The following is a 21,476-nucleotide window of genomic DNA, read 5'->3' on the forward strand; positions in this document are numbered from 1 at the left end:
TACGGGCAGGGGGTGCCGCTGGCCCCCGGCGGTGCGATAATCGGGGCCATGAGCGAATCCCCCTACAAAGCCGGTACCACCCATTTCGGGTTCCGCGACGTCGCCGCCAAGGACAAGCAGAAGCTGGTCGGCCAGGTGTTCACCTCGGTCGCGCGCAACTACGACCTGATGAACGACCTGATGAGCCTGGGCGTGCACCGGGCGTGGAAGCGCTACTACGTGGCGACCGCGCAGGTGAAGCCGGGCGACCGCGTGCTCGATCTGGCCGGTGGCACCGGCGACATCGCCGCCCTGCTGAAGGAACGCGTCGGCGCCGAGGGCTCGGTGGTGCTGGGCGACATCAACGCCGGCATGCTGTCGGTCGGCCGGGACCGCCTGACCAACCGCGGCCTGGTGCTCGGCCTGGACTACGTGCAGTGCAACGCCGAAGCCCTGCCGTTCCCGGACAACAGCTTCGACCTGGTCACCATTGCCTTCGGCCTGCGCAACGTGACCGACAAGGACGCCGGCCTGCGCGAGATGTACCGCGTGCTGAAGGTGGGCGGCCAGGCCCGCGTGCTGGAGTTCTCCGAAGTCACTGCCGACTGGTTCAAGCCGATCTACGACTTCCACTCGTTCAAGATCCTGCCCAGGCTGGGCAAGTTGTTCGCCAACGATTCGGACAGCTACCAGTACCTGGCCGAGAGCATCCGCAAGCATCCGCCGCAGGACGAACTGAAGGCGATGATGGGGCAGGCCGGCTTCGAGCGCTGCCACTACAAGAACCTGACCGGCGGCATCGTCTCGATCCACTCCGGCTACAAGCTGTAAGCCCGGTGTTCCGGTAGTGCCGGCCGCTGGCCGGCACCTGCGCGGGCAACCACCGGGCGACGGGGTTGCCGGCCAGCGGCCGGCACTACCGGCGCTGTGCCTGCCATTACCCCGCACCGCGCAACGCCTGCCGGGCCGGAGGGAGGTACCATTGGGGTTTGATCCCCGTAACGGTCCCGATTCATGCGTAATCCGCTGATGCTCCTTCCGCTGGCCGTGGCCCTGGCCGCCGGCTGCTCCCAGGAGGCGGCCGCGCCCGCCGCCGCCCCGAATGCCGCAAAGGCCCCTGCCGCCCCCGTGAACGCCGAGAACCGCAGCCACGACGAGAGCTCGTACGCCGAGCCGGACAAGGTCGTCATCAAGGACATCGCGCTGGATCTGAAGCTGGACTTCGACCAGAAGCAGATCGGCGGTACCGCCACCTACACCCTGGAATGGAAACAGAAGGACGCCAGGCAGCTGGTGCTCGACACCCGCGAGCTGACCGTGTCCAAGGTCGAGGCCGTTGCCGCCGACGGCGCGCGCAGCCCGCTGAAGTTCGAACTGGCCCCGGCCGACAAGGTGTTCGGCAGCAAGCTGACCATCGAGGCTGCGGAACAGCCGGCCAAGGTGGAAGTGACCTACCACACCGCACCGACCGCCTCGGGCCTGCAGTGGCTGGCGCCGTCGATGACCGAGGGCAAGAAGCTGCCCTTCATGTTCAGCCAGTCGCAGGCCATCCATGCCCGTTCCTGGGTGCCGCTGCAGGACACCCCGAGCGTGCGCTTCACCTACAGCGCGCACGTGGTCTCGCGCCCGGACGTGATGGTGCTGATGAGCGCCGACAACGATCCGAAGGCCGCGCGTGATGGTGACTACACCTTCAAGATGCCGCAGCCGATTCCGTCCTATCTGCTGGCCATCGCCGCCGGCGACCTGGTGTTTGAGCCGATCTCCGGCCGCTCCGGCGTCTGGGCCGAGCCGACCATGGTCAACAAGGCCGCCAAGGAATTCGAGGACACCGAGAAGATGATCGGTGCCGCCGAGAAGCTGTACGGCGAATACCGCTGGGGCCGCTACGACATGCTGGTGCTGCCGCCGTCGTTCCCGTTCGGTGGCATGGAGAACCCGCGCCTGACCTTCGCCACCCCGACCGTGATCGTCGGCGACAAGTCGCTGGTCTCACTGGTCGCCCACGAACTGGCGCACAGCTGGTCGGGCAACCTGGTGACCAACGCCAGCTGGAAGGACATCTGGCTCAATGAAGGCTTCACCACCTACGTCCAGGGCCGCATCACCGAAGCTCTGTACGGCAAGGAAATGGCCGAGATGGAGAAGCAGATCGACCAGACCGACCTGCTGGCCGAAGTGAAGGACATGAGCCCGGCCGACCAGGCGCTGGCGCTGCCGCCGCTGAACGAGCGTGATCCCGACGAAGCCCTCAGCCAGGTGGCCTACGTCAAGGGTGCGTGGTTCCTGGAATTCCTGGAGCAGCGCTTCGGCCGCGAGACCTTCGATCCGTTCCTGCGTGGCTGGTTCGATGACCACGCTTTCCAGAGCGCGAACACCGACCAGTTCGTCGACTACATGAAGAAGAACCTGCTGCCGAAGAATCCGTCGGCAGTGACCGAGGCCGAACTGAAGGCATGGCTGGACGAGCCGGGTATCCCGGCGTTCGCGGCCAAGGCGCAGTCGCGCAACTTCAGCAGCGTCGATACCGCGCGCATCGCCTTCGCCAGCGCCGGCACCGTGCCGAGCAGCCAGGTCATCGCCGACTGGAGCACGCAGGAATGGGTGCGCTTCATCGATGGCCTGGGCGCGACCCAGCCGCTGGACAAGCTGGCCACGCTGGACAAGGCCTTCCACTTCACCGGCACCCCGAATGGCGAGATCGCCATGCGCTGGTACCCGCTGGCGATCCGCAGCGGCTACGAGCAGGCCAATGAAGGCGCGGCGGCATTCATCGAGCGCGTCGGCCGTCGCAAGCTGATCCTGCCGATCTACGCCGAACTGGTGAAGACCCCGAAGGGTCTGGAGCTGGCCAAGCAGGCCTTCGAAAAGGCCAAGCCGGGCTACCACCCGATCACCACCGCCTCGGTCCAGGACATGCTGGCCAAGGCTGAAGCCAAGTAAGCGGTAGTGCCGGCCGCTGGCCGGCAACCGGTCACTGCTTCACCACCAACGGCGGGGAAACCCGCCGTTGGTGTATCCGCTTTTCGCTGCCGATAGAATCGGGATGCACTCGCAAAGGACCTCCGCCATGAAACGACTGATCCTGCTCACCGCCTGCACGCTGGCGCTGGCCGCCTGCAGCAACCCCGAGGAAGAACGCAAGGCGCAGGAAGCCGCCGCGGCCGCCGTGCAGGCGCAGAAGGAGGCCAAGGCCGAAGACCTGGCCAAGCAGTACGACATGGCCGTGGCCGCGCAGGACTGGGAGCGCGCGCGCCTGCACGGCGCCTCGCTGCTGGACCAGTACAAGGACACCGCCGCCGCCGAGCGCATCGCTGCAGGCTTCGACGAGGTCAAGGCCAAGGGCGATGCCGCGCGCGACCTGCGCCGCATGCAGGCGCTGTGGCAGTACAACCAGATCCCGGTGGGCAACAAGGGCAACCAGGTTTCGGCGCAGATCTACAGCAAGGAACGGGTGGACGTGGATGGCAGCGGCGCGAAGACGGTGCAGCTGGTGTTCCGCGATCATCCGGAGTGGAAGCGGCATGCCTACCTGGTGCTGCAGGCCGGCGATTTCCGTTGCCCGCAGTGCACGGTGAAAGTGACCGTGGACGACGGCAAGCCGGTGTCGATGGCGGCGTGGCGCCCGAAGACCGATGAAGCCATCGCCCTGTTCATCACCGACCAGAAGGCGCTGTGGAAGCTGGCGCGCAAGGGCAGGTCGATCAGCATCGAGTTCCCGGTCAAGGCCGGCGGCACCCGCACGGCGGTGTTCGAAACGGGTGGCGTCGACGCCAGCCGCATGCCGCAGTGGTGGCAGTGACGGGGGCGGCGGGCAGCGCAGTGCACGCGTTGTCCGCGATCCGGCACTGGGTGTTCGACATGGATGGCACGCTGACCGTTGCCGTGCATGATTTCGCCGCGATCCGCCGCGCGCTGGAGATCGCGGCCGAGGAAGACATCCTTGACCATATTGCGGCGTTGCCGGACGCACCGGGGCAGGCCAAGCGCGAGTGGCTGCTGGATCATGAGCGCGCGCTGGCCGAGGACGCACTGCCGGCACCGGGTGCGGTGAAGCTGCTGCGCGCGTTGTCGGCGGCAGGCTGCCGGCTCGGCATCCTGACCCGCAATGATCATGCGCTGGCGAAGCTGACGTTGGACGCGATCGGGGTCGGGGCGTTGTTCGACGATGCCGACATCATTGGTCGCGATGAAGCGGTGCCCAAGCCCTCGCCGGAGGGCCTGCAGCAGCATCTGCGGCGATGGGGCATCGGGCCTGCGCAGGCGGTGATGGTGGGTGACCACGCCTACGACCTGGAGTGCGGGCGCGCCGCGGGCGCCCATACCGTACTGGTCAACCTGCCGGAAAACCCATGGCCGGGCCGCGCCGACTGGCATTTCGCCGATTGCCGCGCGCTGTTGGCTGCCTGGCAGGCCGCATGACCGGCGCGCGCAAGCCGAGCATGGGCTCGGCTCTACAGAGAGCAGGCAACGTGTCGGTCGGAAGTTCCGGTAGTGCCGGCCGCTGGCCGGCAGTGTCGACCAAGGTCGACACCTACCAACAGCATTGCCAGTAGTGCATCGGGTGGAAAGCCCCCTTGTTGTTCAAGGGGGCGCGCTGAAGGCGCGGGGATAAGGTGGAATGCGCGAGCAATTTGGTTACGCGCCAAGCGCGTAGCCAAATTGCTGCTTGAACTGCTCGTTGAACTCATCGAAGGTGAAACGCTGGTTCTGCGTGCCCGGATGCTCGACCTTCAGCGCGCCCATCAGGTTGCCCATGCGGCCGATGGTCAGCCAGTCGTAGCCTTTCTGGATGCCGTAGATCAGGCCGGCGCGGAAGGCGTCGCCACAGCCGGTCGGGTCGACCACGCGGCGCTCGTGCGCCGGCGGGATGTCATAGCTCTTTTCCGGGGTGTGGATGACCGCGCCTTTCGGGCCACGGGTGGTGATGTAGGCCTTGACCCGGCTGACGATCTCCTTTTCGTCCCAGCCGGTGCGCTCCTGCAGCAGGTTCGACTCGTAGTCGTTGACCACCACGTAGTCGGCCTGCTCGATGAAGGCGCGCAGTTCCGGGCCGTTGAACAGCGGCATGGCCTGGCCCGGGTCGAAGATGAACGGGATGCCGTCTTCGTGGAATTCCTGCGCGTTCTGGATCATGCCTTCGCGGCCGTCCGGGCCGACCAGGCCCAGGGTCACGCCCGGCACCCCACGCACGTGGTTCTCGTAGGAACGCATCATCGCGCCCGGGTGGAAGGCGGTGATCTGGTTGTTGTCGTGGTCGGTGGTGATGAACGCCTGCGGGGTGAACAGCTCATCGATCACGCGCACGCGCGACAGGTCGATGCCCAGGCCTTCGAAGTATTCGCGGTACGGGCCGAAGTCCGAACCCACGGTGCCCATCGGGATCGGCTGGCCGCCCAGCAGGTGCAGGTTGTAGGCGATGTTGCCTGCGCAGCCGCCGAACTCGCGGCGCATGCGCGGCACCAGGAAGGACACGTTCAGGATGTGCACCTTGTCCGGCAGGATGTGATTCTTGAACTGGTCCGGGAACACCATGATGGTGTCGAAGGCAAGAGAACCACAGATCAGAGCGGACATCGATGTAAGCCTATGCGGTGAATTTTGGGGTGGGCCGGCCCGGTTCATCGGGCAAGCAAACGGCGCCCTTGGGCGCCCGACGGCGCAAAGGTTACCCGCTGGTGCCGCTCAGGGCCAGAACCGGGTGAGACCCGATCAGGCCGAAAGCCTGTGAAGACGCGGGTTCAGCTAGTTTTTTCCTTGCTCGGCGGCAGGCGGGTTGCTAGGCTTGTCGGCCTCGATTTCTGCCCATTTTTTCGCCATCCCGCGGCGGGCACGACACCCCTCAGGACTCCTTCCTCAGATGTTCAAGAAACTCCGTGGCATGTTCTCCAACGACCTGTCCATCGACCTGGGCACGGCCAACACCCTCATCTACGTGCGCGGGCAGGGGATCGTGCTGAACGAGCCGTCGGTCGTGGCCGTGCGCCAGGACCGTGCCATCGGTGGCACCCGCTCGGTGGCAGCCGTCGGCGCCGAAGCCAAGCAGATGCTGGGCCGTACCCCGGGCCACATCACCACCATCCGCCCGATGAAGGATGGCGTCATCGCCGACTTCACCTATACCGAGGCGATGCTCAAGCACTTCATCAAGAAGGTGCACAAGTCGCGCGTGCTGCGCCCGAGCCCGCGCGTGCTGGTCTGCGTGCCGGCCGGCTCGACCCAGGTCGAGCGCCGCGCGATCAAGGAATCGGCCGAGGAAGCCGGTGCCCGTGACGTGTTCCTGATCGAAGAACCGATGGCCGCCGCGATCGGCGCCGGCATGCCGGTCACCGAAGCCCGTGGCTCGATGGTCATCGACATCGGCGGTGGCACCACCGAAGTGGCGGTCATCTCGCTCAACGGCATCGTCTATTCGGCCTCGGTCCGCATCGGCGGCGACCGCTTCGACGAGTCCATCACCAACTACGTGCGCCGCAACCACGGCATGCTGATCGGTGAAGCCACCGCCGAGCGCATCAAGGTCGAGCTGGGCTGCGCCTACCCGCAGGCGGAAGTGATCGAGATGGAGATCTCCGGCCGCAACCTCGCCGAGGGCGTGCCGAAGATGATCAAGATCAGCTCCAACGAGGTGCTCGAGGCCCTGCACGAGCCGCTGTCGGGCATCGTCAGCGCGGTCAAGCTGGCGCTGGAGCAGACCCCGCCGGAACTGTGCGCCGACGTCGCCGAGCGCGGCATCGTGCTGACCGGTGGTGGCGCCCTGCTGCGCGACCTGGACCGCCTGATCTCCGAGGAGACCGGCCTGCACGTGCAGGTGGCCGACGATCCGCTGACCTGCGTGGCGCGCGGTGGCGGCCGTGCGCTGGAGCTGGTGGACATGCACGGCAACGAGTTCTTTGCGCCGGAATAAGCCGTCCCGGCCGTTCCTGCCCGCCGCGCCCTTCCGGGGTGCGGCCCGCCGTGATGGCGGGCCGGCACCGGCGGGGCGCCCGCGTGTTTCCCTTCCGCCTTCTGCCAGTTGAATCGTTGCCGTGCCGCCCTACGCCGGTCCTCCCGTCGCCTCCCGATCCGGTGATGCCGCCAGCCCCCTGCGGTTGCTGGCCTATCTCGCGTTGGCCATCACCCTGATCGTGCTTGATGACCAGGCCGGCTGGCTGGCACGCCTGCGCGAGCAGGCCAACAGCCTGGTACAGCCGGTATGGGCACTGGCTGGCCTGCCCGGCAAGCTCGGCAACCAGGTCAAGGATTCCGCCGCCAGCCATACCCAGCTGGTCGCCGAAAACCGTGAACTGCGCAACCAGCTGCTGCTGGCCAACGCGCGCCTGACTCGCCTGCAGACCGCCGCGCTGGACAACGCCCAGCTGCGCGAACTGCTGAACGTGGCCGAGCGCAGTGGCCTGGACGTGCAGCTGGCACCGATCCTGGACATCGACCTGGACCCGGTGAAGCAACGCCTGGTGCTCGACGCAGGCAGCCGCGAGGGCGTGCACGTCGGCCAGGCGGTGATCGACGCCGGCGGCCTGATGGGGCAGGTGATCAGCGTCACCGGTGGCACCTCCACCGTGCTGCTGCTGACCGATCCCGACCACGCGGTGCCGGTCACCGTGGCCCGCAACGGCGTGCGCCTGATCGTCTATGGCCGCGGCGACACGCTGGAACTGCGCGACATCCCGCTCAGCGCTGGCGTGGAAGTGGGCGATGAGATCGTCACCTCCGGCCTCGGCGGGCGCTTCCCGGCCGGTTTCCCGGTCGGCACCATCACCGGCCTGCGCCCGGACGACACCCACGCCTTCCTGGTCGGCGAACTGAAGCCGGCGGCCCAGCTCGACCGCGGCCGCGACGTGCTGCTGCTGCGCCCGGGCGCGGCGATCCGCTTGCCTGCGGCCAGCGAACCGCAGCCGACTGCACCTTCGGCGCAACCGGCCCGCGCATCCTCCCTTACCCCCGCGCCGTTGGCGCGCCCCCCTCAGCCGACTGCACCTTCGGCGCAACCGGCCCGCGCATCTTCCCTTACCCCCCCGCCTTCGGCGCGCCCCCCTCAACAAGAGGGGAGCTCTCCACCCGCCGGGTCCCCGGTAGTGCCGGCCGCTGGCCGGCAACCGATCACGCCGGAGGGCCAGCGATGAGCCGCCTGCGCGACAACCCGTGGGTGCTGCCGGCCAGCCTGGTGGTGGCGCTGCTGCTGGGCCTGCTGCCGCTGCCGGCGCTGCTGCAGCCGCTGCGCCCATACTGGCTGGCGCTGGTGCTGGCGTACTGGGTGATCGAAGCTCCCGAACGCGTCGGCCTGGGCATCGCCTTCGCCAGCGGCGTGGTGGCCGACCTGCTGTACGGCGGCGTGCTGGGCGAACAGGCACTGCGGCTGGTGATGCTGGCCTTCATCCTGCAGCGCTTCCGTGCCCGCATCCGCTTCTTCCCGATGTCCCAGCAGATGCTGGCCATCGGCGGCCTGCTGTTCAACGATCGCATCGTCAGCGCGCTGGTCCACATCGTGGTGGATGAGCCAACGCTGCCCTGGTCGTACTGGTGGGCGCCTCTGCTGGGCATGGGCCTGTGGCCGCTGGTGTTCGTGCTGCTGGACGCGGTGCGCTTCGGCAAGCGCGGGCGCTGAGCCATGATCCCGCGCCGCCAGGTCAAGAACCCGCACGCCGAAGCCGAACAGTTCCGCCGCCGTGCGGCGCTGGGTTTCCTGGGCGTGCTGGTCTGCCTGCTGGGCCTGGGCGGCTGGTACTTCAAGCTGCAGGTGCTGGACCACGACGTCTACGCCACGCGCTCGGAAGCCAACCGCATCAAGCCGCGGCCGGTGGTGCCGGGGCGCGGCATGATCTACGACCGCAACGGTCGCCTGCTGGCCGAAAACGTGCCGGCCTTCCGCCTGGACGTGACCCCGGACAAGGTCAAGGACATGGATGCCACCCTGGAAGGGCTGGCGAAGATCATCAACATCAGCCCGGGAGAGCTGGAAGCATTCAACAGGTCGCGCAAGGCGCGCCGCAAGTTCCTGCCGGTCACGCTGAAGCTGCGCATGAGCGACGAGGAGATGGCGCGTTTTGCCGTTGACCGCTGGCGCTTCCCCGGCGTCGAGCTCGAACCCTACCTGACCCGGCGCTACCCGTACGGCGACCTGTTCGCGCACATCATCGGCTACGTCGGCCGCGTTGATGACAAGGACCTGGAGATCCTCGGCGAAGGCAATGCCGCGCTGACCCACATCGGCAAGTCCGGCCTGGAGCGCTATTACGAGCAGCAGCTGCGCGGCAAGGTCGGCTACGAGCAGGTCGAGACCAACGTGCAGGGCCGCGCGATCCGCACCATCGGCCGCGTCGCCGCGCAGTCCGGCGCCGACCTGCGGCTGTCGATCGACGCCGACCTGCAGCGCGCGATGGTGGCCGCGTTCGGCGACCAGGAAGGTTCGGCGGTGGCGATGGATCCGCGCACTGGCGAAGTGCTGGCGATGGTCAGCCTGCCGTCCTACGACCCCAACCTGTTCGTCAACGGCATTTCCCATGCCGACTTCAAGGCCTTGAACGAAAACCCGTCGCGGCCACAGTTCAATCGCCTGGTACTCGGTGGCGTCGCTCCCGGTTCCACGCTGAAGCCGCTGATCGGCCTGGCGGGACTGGACTCCGGCGTGCGCCGCCCGGAAGACAAGGTGCTGTCCACCGGCATGTTCTACCTGCCGGGCACCTCGCGCGGCTGGGGTGACGCCCACCGTGGCGGCCACGGCTGGACGGATCTGCGCAAGTCCATCGCCGAATCGGTCAACACCTATTACTACAAGCTGGCGCTGGACCTGGGCATCGAGCGCTTCGACCATTACATGGAGTACTACGGCTTCGGCCAGCCGACCGGCATCGACCTCACCGGCGAGATCGGCGGCATCCTGCCTTCGCCGGCCTACAAACGGAAGACCCGCAAGGAAGCCTGGTATCCCGGCGATACGGTCAACATCAGCATCGGCCAGGGTGACTGGAAGGTCACCCCGCTGCAGCTGGCGCGCGGCGTCAGCGGCCTGGCCGACGGCCAGCTGCGCACCCCGCACCTGGTGATCCAGCAGCGCGACGGCTTCGACAGCGACTGGACGGCAATGCCGGCCGGCGAAAGCAAGCCGATCAGCCCCAACCCCAACAACGTGCAGGCCGTGCGTGAGGGCATGATGGCGACCATGCGGCCCGGCGGCAGCGGCTGGCGCGTAGCGGTCGGTGCGCCGTACGTGATGGCCGGCAAGACCGGTACCGCACAGGTCATCAGCCGCAAGGGCACTGCTGCAGTGAACCCGAAGAGCCTGCCGATGCACCTGCGCCACCGCGCGCTGTTCGTTGGCTTCGCGCCGGTCGAAAACCCGGTCATCGCGATTGCGGTGGCAGTGGAAGGTGGTGGCTATGGTGGTTCGGCCGCGGCGCCGATCGCGCGCAAGGTGTTCGACGCTTACCTGTTGGGCAAGATGCCCGAAGGCATGCAGCCGCTGGACAGCGAGCGCGGCACCACCGCCATCGGCGCCACCGCGTTCGACAACGAAGACGCGGGCGCACGCCAGGCCGGTGACCTCGCCGCTGCACAGGTGGGAGAGCATCCGGTGCTGATCGGTGCACCCGCCCCCGAGCCGGCGCCTGCGCCGCAGCCGGGTGCGCCGGCCGCCGCGCTGCCAGCCACGCCGCGCCCGGCCCCTGCGGAGCCTGCACGATGAGGGTGTTCCTGCGCTGGGCCGGCGACATGCTGCGCCGCTTTTTCAGCACGCTGGACTGGGTGCTGTGCCTGGCCCTGGGCGCGCTGATGGTGATTGGCCTGGCGACCCTGAAGAGCGCTGGTGGCGACAGCCTGGTGATGGCGCAGGGCGCGCGTTTCGCGGTGGGCATGGCCGCACTGTGGGGCATCTCGCGGGTGCCGATCCTGCGCATCCGCTCGGCCACGCCGATGATCTACGCGATCTCGATGATCCCGCTGCTGGCGGTGTTCGTGCTGGGCACCGGTAAATATGGCCGGCAGTGGCTGGACCTGAAGTTCTTCTACCTGCAGCCGGCCGAACTGCTGAAGGTGAGCCTGCCGATGATGGTGGCGTGGTACCTGCACAAGATGCCGCTGCCGCCGCGCTTCAATACCGTGCTCGTGGCCTTGATCATCATCGGTGTACCCACCGGCCTGGTGATGTTGCAGCCGGACTTCGGTACCGGCGTGCTGATCGCCGCCAGCGGCGTGTTCGTGCTGCTGCTGGCGGGCCTGCCGTGGTGGTGGGTTGGGCTGGGCGTGGGCGGCGTGGCTGCGGTTGCGCCGGTGGCCTGGTTCTGGTTGCTGCGGCCGTACCAGAAGGACCGCATCATGATGTTCCTGGACCCGGAGATGGACGCGCTGGGCGCCGGCTGGAACATCATCCAGTCGAAGATCGCGATCGGTTCCGGCGGCTTCGATGGCAAGGGCTGGGGCGAAGGCTCGCAGTCGCACCTGAACTTCATTCCCGAGCAGACCACCGACTTCGCGTTCTCGGTGCTGAGCGAGGAATTCGGCTGGATCGGCGTGGCCACCGTGCTGGCTTTGTACCTGGTGGTGATCGGGCGCTGCCTGTGGATCGCCAGCCAGTCACGCGATTCCTATTCGCGCCTGCTGGCGGGTGCCACCGGTCTGGCGTTCTTCGTCTACGTGCTGGTGAATGGCGGGATGATTTCCGGCCTGCTGCCGGTAGTAGGCGTGCCGATGCCGCTGATCAGCTACGGTGGTACTTCGGCGGTGTCGCTGCTGGCCGGTTTCGGCCTGGTAATGGCGGTGCGCAGCCACAACCCGGTGCACGGGGGGTACGGGTAACATCGGCTGCGCGCAAACGCAGGACCACAATGACAGCTTCACGCAAGCACCCGTTGCTACCGTGCCCGCGTGAAATGGAAACGACTGCTTGGCGGCTGCCGTGAGGCGCTGCGCACGATCGATCTGCCGTTGCTGGGCGCGTTGTTGATCCTGATGGGCGCCGGCCTGGCGGTGCTGCACAGCGTGTCCGGCCCGGTGGCCGGGCAGGCGGCACGCTTTGCCGGTGGGCTGTTGGCGATGTGGCTGCTGTCGCGTGTTTCGCTGCCGGGATTGCGTGCGTGGACCCCTGCGATCTACGCGCTGTCGATGCTGCCGCTGATGGCGGTGTACGTCATCGGCACCGGCAAGTACGGGCAGCGCTGGCTGAACCTCGGCGTGTTCTACCTGCAGCCGTCCGAGCTGCTCAAGCTCAGCCTGCCGTTGATGATGGCGTGGTACCTGCATCGGCAACCACTGCCGCCCTCGCCGCGCACGGTATTGACTGCCGCGCTGCTGATCGGCGTGCCGGCGGTACTGATCCTCATGCAGCCCAACCTCGGCACCGCCACGCTGGTCACTGCCAGTGGCGTGTTCGCGTTGTTGCTGGCGGGCCTGCACTGGGGCTGGTTGGCGGCCGGGGCAGCAGGGCTGGCAGTGGCTGCACCCCTGGCGTGGTTCGGCTTGCTGCGGCAATACCAGAAGGATCGCGTGTTGACCTTCCTCGACCCGGCGGCCGACCCGCTTGGTACCGGCTGGAACATCCTGCAATCGCGTATCGCGATCGGTTCCGGGGGCTGGCAAGGACGTGGCTGGGGGCAGGGCACGCAGGCCACGCTGGATTTCCTGCCCGAGTACACCACCGACTTTGCGTTCTCGGTGCTGGCCGAAGAGTTTGGCTGGATCGGCGTGGCGACGATGTTCGCGCTGTACCTGTTCGTGGTGGGGCGTTGCCTGTGGATTGCCGTGCACGCGCGCGACACGCACGCGCGATTGCTGGCCGGTAGCCTGGGGCTGGCGTTCTTCGTCTACGTGCTGGTGAACGGCGGAATGATTTCCGGCCTGCTGCCGGTGGTGGGCATTCCGATGCCGCTGATCAGTTATGGCGGGACATCCGCTGTCTCGTTGCTGTCCGGCGTCGGGTTGGTGATGGCGGTACGCGGGCACCGGCCCGTGCACGGGGGATAGGGTTTCCAGCCAACGGCGCCGTCCCTCGTGGGTGGTCGTGTAACGCGGCTCATGTGTGGGGCGGGCGCGGTGGGTTCGCGGGACACGCCGTAAACCCCCCTCCGAGGTCCGGCCCAGCCGCTGGCGGCTGTGCGTTCGGGCGCTTGCGAAGCAGTGCTTCGCAAGCAAAGCGCCCTCACCCCTGGGGGCTCGATGGCGCCATCCATGGCGCCAACGGTCCCGCGAACCCACCGCGCCCGCCCCCTTACAGTTTTCGGGCGCGTCCACCCACGGAGAAGAAAAAGAAGGTCAACAGCGGATCGCAGCGCTGCGCTTGCTCGCGTAGAGCCGAGCCCATGCTCGGCTTCGCGGACAGGCCGGAAAGCAGCCGAGCGCGGGCTCGGCTCTACAGAAAGAGGCCAGCCAGGCTGCTTTTGATTTTGTTCTTCTCTTCTTCTCCGTGGGTGGACGCGCCCGGAACCTGTCCGTGGCCGGGTAGGTGGGCTGCGCAGGGGCGTGAGCCGCATGGATGCGGCGACCGAGCTTACATGGACGTACTTGCAGCGGCCCCTGCGCAGCCCATCTACCTGGCCTCACCCGTGAACTGCCCTTCGCGGCGACCCACGAGGGGCTGCGCCGTTGGCCGAAGACTTCCTGGCGCTGCGCATTGCCCGTTGTGGAAGCGTTCTCACAACAATGCGACGCAACACGCTCCCCGACGAAAGCCCGCAAAAAACGTTATCTGGTTCACATTTTTACACCGCGTTGATCTTGATCAATTGACTTGTCGTAATCGGCCTGCACAATGGCGGCCCGTTCGGCACGGCGCGCCGTCAATCGATGCAGCGCGAGGGGGCGTCGGGCGGGAGCAGTACTGATCCAACGGGTACAGGGAGCGCGGGGAACTGCCACTGGGGAGCGGCAGCCGCGCAGGTACCGACCGGATCCGGTCGCCGGTTGCGTCTGCGGGGATGGGGACGCAACCGGCCACCTCTATCTGAATGGGGAAGCTCGATCACGACGTCTTCACATTTCCCGCTGAACGTGGGCAAATCGTTGTGATTCATGGTGTTAGGGGTTTTAATTCATCCATGACCTGCTAACCTGCGACGATGATTCGACGCACTCTGGCCTGCATGCTCACCCTCGGCCTGGTCGCCTGCGCGACCCAGCCGAAGTCCCCACCGTCTTCGCCCCAGGCCAGCAGTACGCCGCGCCAGCCCGCCACCAAGGCCCACGGCCCGGCCGAAGCCGCGCCCGAAGCGGCCGCTGCTACAGCGCCGCCGGTCGATCTCACTCCGGTGCCGTTCGAGGTCGCACGGGCCCGCTTTGTTGCCGATACGGCCAAGCGCTATGGGCTGAAGCCGGAGCAGATCAGCAGCGTGCTCGATCAGGCGCAGGTGCGCCAGCCGATCATCGCCGCCATGTCGCGCCCGGCCGAACGGGTCAAACCGTGGAACGAATACCGGCCGATGTTCATCAGCAAGGCACGCATCGATGGCGGCCGCGCGTTCCTGGCCCAGCATCGTGCCGAACTGGATCGCGTGCAGCAGCGCACCGGCGTGCCGGCCGAAGTGATCGTGGCGATCATCGGCGTGGAGACCAGTTACGGGAAAAATGCCGGCAACCACCGCGTGCTCGATGCGCTGTACACGCTGGCGTTCTACTACCCGCGCAGTGGCGACCCGGCCAAGCTGGAACGCGAAGTGCGCCGCGAGCTGTTCTTCCGCGATGAGCTGGCCAAGCTGTTCGAGTTGGGCCGTGAGGAAAAGCTGGACATCACCACGCTCAAGGGCAGCTATGCCGGTGCGATGGGCATGGGCCAGTTCATGCCGTCCAGCTATCTCGATTACGCCGTGGACGGTAATGGCGATGGCCGTCGCGACCTGTTCACCAGCTACGACGATGTGTTCTCGTCCATCGCCAATTATTTCGTGAAGAAGGGCGGCTGGGTCCGTGGTGGCCAGGTGGCCGTACCGGCCACGCTGGCGCCGGGGCGCGAGGAGTTCTACCCGACCGAATGGATGCCGACCTGGTCGCTGGCCGACCTGGCGCAGCGCGGCTACCAGCCCAGCGCTGCGGTGCAGCCGGGCGCCACCGCAACGCCGATCACACTTGAGGGCAGCACCGGCAAGCAGTACTGGCTGGGCTTCCAGAATTACTACGCGATCACCCGCTACAACCTCTCGAAGATGTACGCGATGGCCGTGTTCCAGTTGTCGCAGGCCATCGCCGGACAGGAGCTGCCCCCGGCATGAACATCAGATGGCTGGTCCCGAGCTTGATCGTCCTCGCGCTGGCTGCCTGCAGCAGTGCGCCGAAGAAGCCGGCCACGGCCGGCCACGGTGGCAAGCCCAGCGGCACGGTGGTGCAGGGTCGCGGCTCGCGCCCGGCGCATTGCCCGGAGGGCTCGCCCTATGCCGCGGCCAAGGAAGACCCGAACACGCGCGGCAACTACACCGCCGGGGGGCTGTACAAGCCCGGCGTGCGTGACAGCACCCCGGACTACATTCCCAACGTCGCCTGCATTCCCGAGCCGGAAGTGACCGCCGAAGAGCGTTCGGCCATCGGCAACAAGTCGCCGTACGTGGTGCTGGGCAAGTCGTACAAGGTGCTCGACGACACCCGCAACTATGTCGAGCGCGGTACGGCCTCGTACTACGGCGCCAAGTTCCACGGCCGCCTGACCTCCAACCGCGAGGTCTACGACATGTACCAGTTCACCGCCGCGCACAAGACGCTGCCGCTGCCCAGCTTCGCCCGCGTCACTAACCTGGACAACGGCGAATCGGTGATCGTGCGCGTCAACGACCGTGGCCCGTTCCATGACGGTCGCGTGGTCGATCTCAGTTATGCCGCCGCGGTTCGACTGGGCATCACCCAGCGCGGTACCGGCAACGTGGAAGTGCGTGCGCTGCAACCGGGCGAGAGCAACCTGCTGGCCCAAAAGCCGTCGCGCCGCGAGCGCCGTGCCGCCGAAACGGCTGTCGCGGCGGCCAGTACGCGCCCGGTAACGGCTGCGCGTGCCACCGCCGACAGCGACATTGATCGCCTGGTCAAGCGCCTGCCGGCCGACGCCATGCCTGCGCGTGGCCAGCCGGCCACCACCCAGGGCGTGGCCAGCGCCGTGCCGGACGTGGCGGTCAGCAGCCTGCCGCCGAGCGCACCGCCGGCGCGCAGCGCCCCTGTGGCACCGGTTGCCGTCGCCAGCGCGGCGCCGCGCGCGGTCACGCCGGCGCCGGCGCGTACGACGCCGGCCACACCGACGGCCCCCAGCCTGTCGCAGCAGGTGGTAGGCGCGGTGATGGTGCAGGTCGCCAGCTTCTCCAGCCGCGACAATGCCAACCGCGCAATGGGCCAGCTCAACGCCGCCGGCATCGTTGGCGCGACCATCAGCGACATCGCCGCCGGTGGCCGCACCCTGTTCCGCCTGCGCGTTCCCGCCAGCGACCATGCCAGTGCCGCGGAACTTGTCGGCCGCATTGCCGGTCTGGGCCTGGGTTCGCCGCAGATCGTCAAGGATTGACCCGCCCGGGCCGGTGCTGCCGGCCCATGCTGCCCCGGCCTTACAATGGCCACTACGTTCCACCCTCCATTCCTGGCCGTCCCCTGGAGCCTGCTGTCCAATGAATTTCCGTTCCGCCGCCACCGCCCTGGCCGCCACCCTGGTGGTGGGCCTGGCTTCCGCCCAGACCCCGCTGCCGACCCCGGCCACGCCGGCGCCCGCCGCCGCCGCTGCCGCCCCGGCCACCGTTGCCACCCCGCCGGCGCCGGTGCCGAGCGTATCCAAGGCCTGGGTGCTGATGGACTACGCCACCGGCCAGGTGCTGGCCGGCGAGAACATCCACGAGCAGCTCGCGCCGGCCAGCATCACCAAGGTGATGACGTCCTACGTGGTTGCCGCCGAGGTCAAGAACGGCAAGGTCCGTGCGGATGACCAGGTGATGATGAGCGAGCGCGCCTGGCGCGAAGGCGGCGCCGGCACCGATGGCAGCTACAGCGGCTTCCCGGTCAACCAGACCGCACGCCTGGAAGACATGGAAAAGGGCATGGCGATCCAGTCCGGCAATGACGCCGCGATCGCCCTGGCCGAGCACGTGGCCGGCAGCGAAGAAGCCTTTGCGTCGCTGATGAACAGCTACGCCGCCAAGATCGGCATGAAGAACTCGCACTTCGTCAACGCCCACGGCCTGACTGCCGAAGGCCACCACAGCACCGCCTACGACCTGGCGCTGCTGGGCCGCGCGATGGTGCGTGATTACCCGGAAACCTACGCGTACAACAAGATCAAGGAATTCCAGGTCGGCAACATCAAGCAGCCGAACCGCAACCTGTTGTTGTGGCGCGACGGCAGCGTGGACGGTATCAAGACCGGCCACACCTCCGAAGCCGGTTACTGCCTGATGAGTTCGGCGCAGCGTGGCGACCAGCGCCTGATCGCCGTGGTATTGGGCGGTGCGTCGGAAAAGCAGCGCGCCGATGACAGCCTGGCCCTGCTGAACTGGGGCTTCCGCTTCTTCGAGACCCACCGCCTGTACGAGCCGGGCAAGGCCGTTGCCGAGCACAAGGTCTGGAAGGGCACCACCGACAAGGTGCAGCTGGGCGTGGCCCAGCCGATGCTGGTGAGCGTGCCGCGCGGCCGCTACAACGACCTGAAGCCGAGCATCGATGTGCCCAAGACCCTGGAAGCACCGTTCACCGCCGGCCAGCAGATCGGCACCGTGAAGGTCACCCTGGATGGCAAGGTCGTCGCCGAAGCGCCGCTGGTGGCCGTGGCCGCCGTCGAGCAGGCCGGCTTCTTCAAGCGCCTGTGGGACAGCTTCTGGATGTGGTGGGAATCGGAATGATCCACGCCCCGGCGTGGTGAACGAAAAGGCCGGCGAATGCCGGCCTTTTCTGTTTCGGGATGCCGGTTGCGTGCGGATGCGGGTAGTGCCGGCCGCTGGCCGGCTCCGCTTGAACCCATCCGGATATGCCAACAGCCGGCCAGCGGCCGGCACTACCCTCAGCCGCTCGCTTACAGCGAGCGATGCAGTAACCGGTGTGCCGACCAACGGTCGGCACCTACCCGCTTCACCATCAGCCCCTCGCCTACAGCGACCGGCTGATGGTGAAGCTGCCGAACACCGGCGCCTCGCGCTGGCCGTTGAACTCGCGCGTGCTGTGGTAGCGCGCGGCGGCGAACTTCCAGCGGCCGTACATCACCGCCACGCCGTACCCGCCGTAGGCCACCACATGGCGCTTGTCCACGCTGTGACTGTTGCGGAAGGTGTTGCCATCGAGGGTGATATCGCGGATCACCCAGGCAGCGTCCGAGGTCGCGAACAGGTGCCAGGACCACCCACTGGGGCGGCCGCGGCGGGTCGGCGCGGTGTTCTCGCCGGCCGGGCGCAGCGGCGTGCTGCCGAAGTCGTCTGGCAGCTTCCAGCCAAAGCGCACTTCACCGCCGAAATTGGCCTTGGTTTCCAGGTTGCCGATCGACCCGCCGTAGTGGCTGATCGCGTCCCAACCCCAACCGTCGGCATTGACGCTGGCATCGCCCGGCCAGCGGCGCATGCGCTCATGGGTCAGCATGAACAGTGGTTCGTTGTGCAGCTGGTTGTCCCAACCCTTGAATTTTTCGTCGCCCAGCACGTCGTGCACGGCATTCTGCACCTGCTTGCCCTGTGCCCACGGACCGACCACGCCCAGTGTCAGCTGGGTGGTCTGCAGGCGGTCGCCGCTGCGCGCATTGAAACCGAAGTTCGCGATCAGCACGCCGGCGTAAGGGCGGTCGTCCTCGATCAGGTCCCTGCGAGTGAAATCGGTCGGGGTGAAGATCCCCTGGCCGATGCTGAAGATCATGTTCTGCTGTTCGAACTTGCCCGGATGCAGCCCTTCCAGGTACCGGTTCACCCAGCGCGCCATGCGCGGCAGGCAGGGGTCGTCGGTGTAATCGACCAGATTGGGGGAGACCAGGGTCAACAGCGCACCGTTGGTATAGCCCTGGTCCTGGTGGCGGCCGCCGAACAGGTCGTTGTCGACGCGGAAATTGACCTGCGGCGGGTGGTCGCGCATGGCGTCCGGGCCACATTGTTCGGCCGCCTGGGCGGCAAGGGGGAGGGCAGAGGCCAGCAGGCCGGCGAGCCCGAGAGCTGCGACACTACGCATGGATGGAATGCTCATGGGGAAGGGGGCGGTTTTCAGTCGTTTTCTGCAACGCTACGGTACTCGTGCCCGCGCGTCGGAACGAGCACGTCCGGATCACTTGTCTGTTCCGAAAACAACATTGTCCGGCGGGCACAATTTGTTACCCGCGCACGCGCCGCGGGCCTGGCGTGAAGGCGGTCGCGGGCCGCCCGTACGATGTTCGCGCTGGTGACGGTCAGGAGATTGCAGTCAGCTGCCGTTGGGCCTCAGGCCCGTCCCTTTGGGCCGCCTGCAACGCAGCAGACCGCCGGTGCGGTCCTGGCGTTGATGAATACTCTTGGGTTTGTCGCCCTGCGGCCCGATAATGGGGCCATGGAAATCAAGTCCGACAACCCCGACCACGGCTTCCAGTTCCCCGGCCAGTTCGAGCTCAGCGCCATGGGCCCGGCCAACCGCGGCCTGGAGCATGAGCTTCCCCGCCTGTTGCTGGCCGCCGGCATCGATGTGGTGAACGAACGCATCAGCTGGAAGCACTCCTCCAACGGCAAGTACGTGTCCGTCCGCATCGTGTTCAAGGCCGGGAGCCGCGAACAGTACGACCTGGCGCACCAGGCGCTGCGTGACCACCCGGAAGTGAAGTGGACGCTGTAGCCGACTCCTGCCCGGCCGAAGCCGCCCCGGAGGACCGTGCGCCGCGTCCGGCGCTGGTCCGTGACCTCGGCCGCCAGCCGTATGAACCGGTGTGGCGCGCCATGCAGCGCTTCACCGACCAGCGAAGCGACGCCGATGCCGACGAGCTGTGGGTGGTCGAGCACGATCCGGTGTTCACCCTGGGCCAGGCCGGCAAGGACGAGCATGTGCTGGCGCCGGGCGACATCCCCGTGCTGCACGTGGACCGCGGCGGCCAGGTGACCTATCACGGTCCCGGCCAGATCGTGATCTATCCGTTGCTGCGCCTGCCACGGCTGGGCATCGGTGTACGCGATTACGTGTGCCGCATCGAGCAGGCGCTCATCGATACCCTGGCCGAGTGGAACATCGGCGCCGAACGCCGCGAGGGCGCCCCGGGCGTCTACGTCGGTGGTGCCAAGATTGCCGCACTCGGCATCCGCGTGCGCCGCGGCTGCACCTTCCATGGGCTGGCCTTCAACGTGGCCATGGACCTGGAACCCTTCCACCGCATCAATCCCTGTGGCTATCAGGGGTTGCAGGTGACCTCGGTGCTGGACTTGGGCGGCCCCTCCGGGATGGACGCCGTCAAGCCAGTGCTGCTGGACCACCTGGCCCGCCAGTTTGGCCTGCTGCTGCAGCACACGCCCGAACGGCCCGATCTTTCTGCGGCCGCCTGACCGCCCCCCGGAACTGCCATGACTGAAACCACCGCCCGTTCCATTCCCCTGCAGATCGTGCAGGGCGATTCTCCGTCCACCGCGCCGTTGCAGGCCGGGGTCAAGCAGCTGGGCGGTGACAAGATCAACCGTTCGCCGGTGCAGTTCGCCGACGCGCCGGTACTGCGCAAGCCGTCCTGGATCCGCGTGCGCATTCCTTCGGGCAATGCCGTGCAGAACCTGAAGGCCAAGCTGCGCGAGAACCGCCTGGTGACGGTATGCGAGGAAGCCAGCTGCCCGAACATCCACGAGTGCTTCGGTCATGGCACCGCCACCTTCATGATCCTCGGTGAGGTCTGCACCCGGCGCTGCTCGTTCTGCGACGTGGCCCATGGTCGCCCGAAGCCGCCGGATGCCAACGAGCCGGCCAGCCTCGGCCAGACCGTGGCCGACATGGGCCTGAAGTACGTGGTGGTGACCAGCGTCGACCGCGATGACCTGCGCGACGGGGGTGCCCAGCACTTCGTTGACTGCATCACCGCCATCCGCGAGAAGTCGCCGGGTACCCGCATCGAGGTGCTGACCCCGGACTTCCGCGGCAAGGGCCGCATGGAACGTGCGCTGGAGATCCTGGCGCAGAACCCGCCGGATGTGTTCAACCACAACATCGAGACCGTGCCGGACCTGTACCGCAACGTGCGCCCGGGTGCGGACTACCAGTGGTCGCTGAACCTGCTGAAGAACTTCAAGGCGCAGCACCCGGACGTGCCGACCAAGAGCGGCATCATGCTGGGCCTGGGCGAGGACTTCGAACAGATCAAGGCCACGATGCGTGACCTGCGCGCGCACGACGTGGACATGATCACCATCGGCCAGTACCTGCAGCCGACCGCGCACCACCACCCGGTGCTGAAGTACTGGACCCCCGAGGACTACAAGGCGCTGGAAGACTACGGTTACGAGCTGGGCTTCAGCCATGTGGCGTCCGGCCCGATGGTGCGCTCCTCGTACCACGCCGACGTGCAGGCCAAGGGCGCAGGGGTTTCCTGACACCCTCCCGGTGGGTGGGAGCTGCTTCTCCTGTGGGTGCGGACCGTTGGTCCGCAC

The 21,476-nt window shown here is 67.2% G+C and carries 18 protein-coding genes; 16 read left to right on the top strand and 2 right to left on the bottom strand.

Annotated features, from left to right (window positions below; all coding sequences use genetic code 11):
* Window positions 1-48: 48 nt before the first annotated feature.
* From ubiE to ACM0PK_RS18845, 4 genes are all read left to right on the top strand, one after another.
* Window positions 49-810, top strand: a complete 762-nt coding sequence (gene ubiE / locus ACM0PK_RS18830; RefSeq protein WP_005419407.1) for a bifunctional demethylmenaquinone methyltransferase/2-methoxy-6-polyprenyl-1,4-benzoquinol methylase UbiE — start codon at window positions 49-51, stop codon at window positions 808-810.
* A 183-nt stretch (window positions 811-993) separates the two neighbouring features.
* Window positions 994-2,922: a M1 family metallopeptidase gene (locus ACM0PK_RS18835; protein WP_414607745.1), complete on the top strand. Its 1,929-nt coding sequence runs from the start codon at window positions 994-996 to the stop codon at window positions 2,920-2,922.
* Window positions 2,923-3,049: 127 nt separating this feature from the next.
* The gene (locus tag ACM0PK_RS18840; RefSeq protein WP_088496534.1) at window positions 3,050-3,781 is read left to right on the top strand and encodes a hypothetical protein; all 732 of its coding nucleotides are present in this window, start codon (window positions 3,050-3,052) and stop codon (window positions 3,779-3,781) included.
* Window positions 3,769-4,401 (top strand): HAD family hydrolase, encoded by a 633-nt coding sequence (locus ACM0PK_RS18845; RefSeq protein ID WP_414607746.1) that lies wholly within the window; start codon window positions 3,769-3,771, stop codon window positions 4,399-4,401. The genes ACM0PK_RS18840 and ACM0PK_RS18845 overlap by 13 nt, the downstream gene beginning before the upstream one ends.
* A 216-nt stretch (window positions 4,402-4,617) precedes the next feature.
* Here the strand turns inward: ACM0PK_RS18845 and ACM0PK_RS18850 are convergent, their stop codons facing one another.
* The gene (locus ACM0PK_RS18850; protein WP_005419403.1) at window positions 4,618-5,556 is read right to left on the bottom strand and encodes a carbohydrate kinase family protein; all 939 of its coding nucleotides are present in this window, start codon (window positions 5,554-5,556) and stop codon (window positions 4,618-4,620) included.
* Window positions 5,557-5,839: 283 nt separating this feature from the next.
* Between ACM0PK_RS18850 and ACM0PK_RS18855 the strand changes: the two genes are divergently transcribed.
* From ACM0PK_RS18855 to ACM0PK_RS18895, 9 genes are all read left to right on the top strand, one after another.
* Window positions 5,840-6,886 (top strand): rod shape-determining protein, encoded by a 1,047-nt coding sequence (locus ACM0PK_RS18855; RefSeq protein WP_005419402.1) that lies wholly within the window; start codon window positions 5,840-5,842, stop codon window positions 6,884-6,886.
* A gap of 121 nt (window positions 6,887-7,007) precedes the next feature.
* Window positions 7,008-8,102, top strand: a complete 1,095-nt coding sequence (gene mreC / locus ACM0PK_RS18860; RefSeq protein WP_414607747.1) for a rod shape-determining protein MreC — start codon at window positions 7,008-7,010, stop codon at window positions 8,100-8,102.
* The gene (gene mreD / locus ACM0PK_RS18865; RefSeq protein ID WP_005419400.1) at window positions 8,099-8,584 is read left to right on the top strand and encodes a rod shape-determining protein MreD; all 486 of its coding nucleotides are present in this window, start codon (window positions 8,099-8,101) and stop codon (window positions 8,582-8,584) included. Before mreC ends, mreD begins: the two co-directional genes overlap by 4 nt.
* Window positions 8,585-8,587: 3 nt before the next feature.
* Complete coding sequence (mrdA, locus tag ACM0PK_RS18870; RefSeq protein ID WP_414607748.1) at window positions 8,588-10,660, top strand: penicillin-binding protein 2; 2,073 nt, start codon at window positions 8,588-8,590, stop codon at window positions 10,658-10,660.
* On the top strand, window positions 10,657-11,769 hold the full coding sequence (rodA, locus tag ACM0PK_RS18875; protein WP_005419392.1) for a rod shape-determining protein RodA: 1,113 nt from the start codon (window positions 10,657-10,659) through the stop codon (window positions 11,767-11,769). The genes mrdA and rodA (ACM0PK_RS18875) overlap by 4 nt, the downstream gene beginning before the upstream one ends.
* 69 nt (window positions 11,770-11,838) lie before the next feature.
* Window positions 11,839-12,933 (top strand): rod shape-determining protein RodA, encoded by a 1,095-nt coding sequence (gene rodA / locus ACM0PK_RS18880; RefSeq protein WP_414607749.1) that lies wholly within the window; start codon window positions 11,839-11,841, stop codon window positions 12,931-12,933.
* A gap of 1,091 nt (window positions 12,934-14,024) precedes the next feature.
* Window positions 14,025-15,170 carry a lytic murein transglycosylase B gene (mltB, locus tag ACM0PK_RS18885; protein WP_414607750.1) on the top strand — a complete coding sequence of 382 codons (1,146 nt, stop codon included), beginning with the start codon at window positions 14,025-14,027 and terminating at the stop codon, window positions 15,168-15,170.
* Entirely contained in the window at window positions 15,167-16,438 is a 1,272-nt protein-coding gene (locus tag ACM0PK_RS18890; RefSeq protein WP_053498246.1) for a septal ring lytic transglycosylase RlpA family protein, read from the top strand. Before mltB ends, ACM0PK_RS18890 begins: the two co-directional genes overlap by 4 nt.
* A gap of 100 nt (window positions 16,439-16,538) precedes the next feature.
* Window positions 16,539-17,759 (top strand): D-alanyl-D-alanine carboxypeptidase family protein, encoded by a 1,221-nt coding sequence (locus tag ACM0PK_RS18895; protein ID WP_061479685.1) that lies wholly within the window; start codon window positions 16,539-16,541, stop codon window positions 17,757-17,759.
* A gap of 244 nt (window positions 17,760-18,003) precedes the next feature.
* On the opposite strand, the gene ACM0PK_RS18900 is transcribed toward ACM0PK_RS18895, so the two are convergent.
* A complete protein-coding gene (locus ACM0PK_RS18900; protein ID WP_080376906.1) occupies window positions 18,004-19,062 on the bottom strand; it encodes a lipid A deacylase LpxR family protein in 1,059 nt (352 codons plus the stop codon).
* A gap of 351 nt (window positions 19,063-19,413) precedes the next feature.
* Here ACM0PK_RS18900 and ACM0PK_RS18905 point away from each other — a divergent pair, with 351 nt between their 5' ends.
* The 3 genes from ACM0PK_RS18905 to lipA are packed head-to-tail and all read left to right on the top strand — an operon-like array spanning window position 19,414 to window position 21,419.
* Window positions 19,414-19,692, top strand: coding sequence for a YbeD family protein (locus tag ACM0PK_RS18905; protein WP_065196483.1), 279 nt, complete (start codon window positions 19,414-19,416; stop codon window positions 19,690-19,692).
* Complete coding sequence (lipB, locus tag ACM0PK_RS18910) at window positions 19,680-20,390, top strand: lipoyl(octanoyl) transferase LipB (protein WP_072167188.1); 711 nt, start codon at window positions 19,680-19,682, stop codon at window positions 20,388-20,390. Before ACM0PK_RS18905 ends, lipB begins: the two co-directional genes overlap by 13 nt.
* An 18-nt stretch (window positions 20,391-20,408) precedes the next feature.
* Window positions 20,409-21,419, top strand: a complete 1,011-nt coding sequence (gene lipA / locus ACM0PK_RS18915; protein WP_072167187.1) for a lipoyl synthase — start codon at window positions 20,409-20,411, stop codon at window positions 21,417-21,419.
* The last annotated feature ends 57 nt before the right edge of the window (window positions 21,420-21,476 follow it).

The organism is Stenotrophomonas sp. FR010, from assembly GCF_047520755.2.
Taxonomy (GTDB): Bacteria; Pseudomonadota; Gammaproteobacteria; order Xanthomonadales; family Xanthomonadaceae; genus Stenotrophomonas; species Stenotrophomonas sepilia.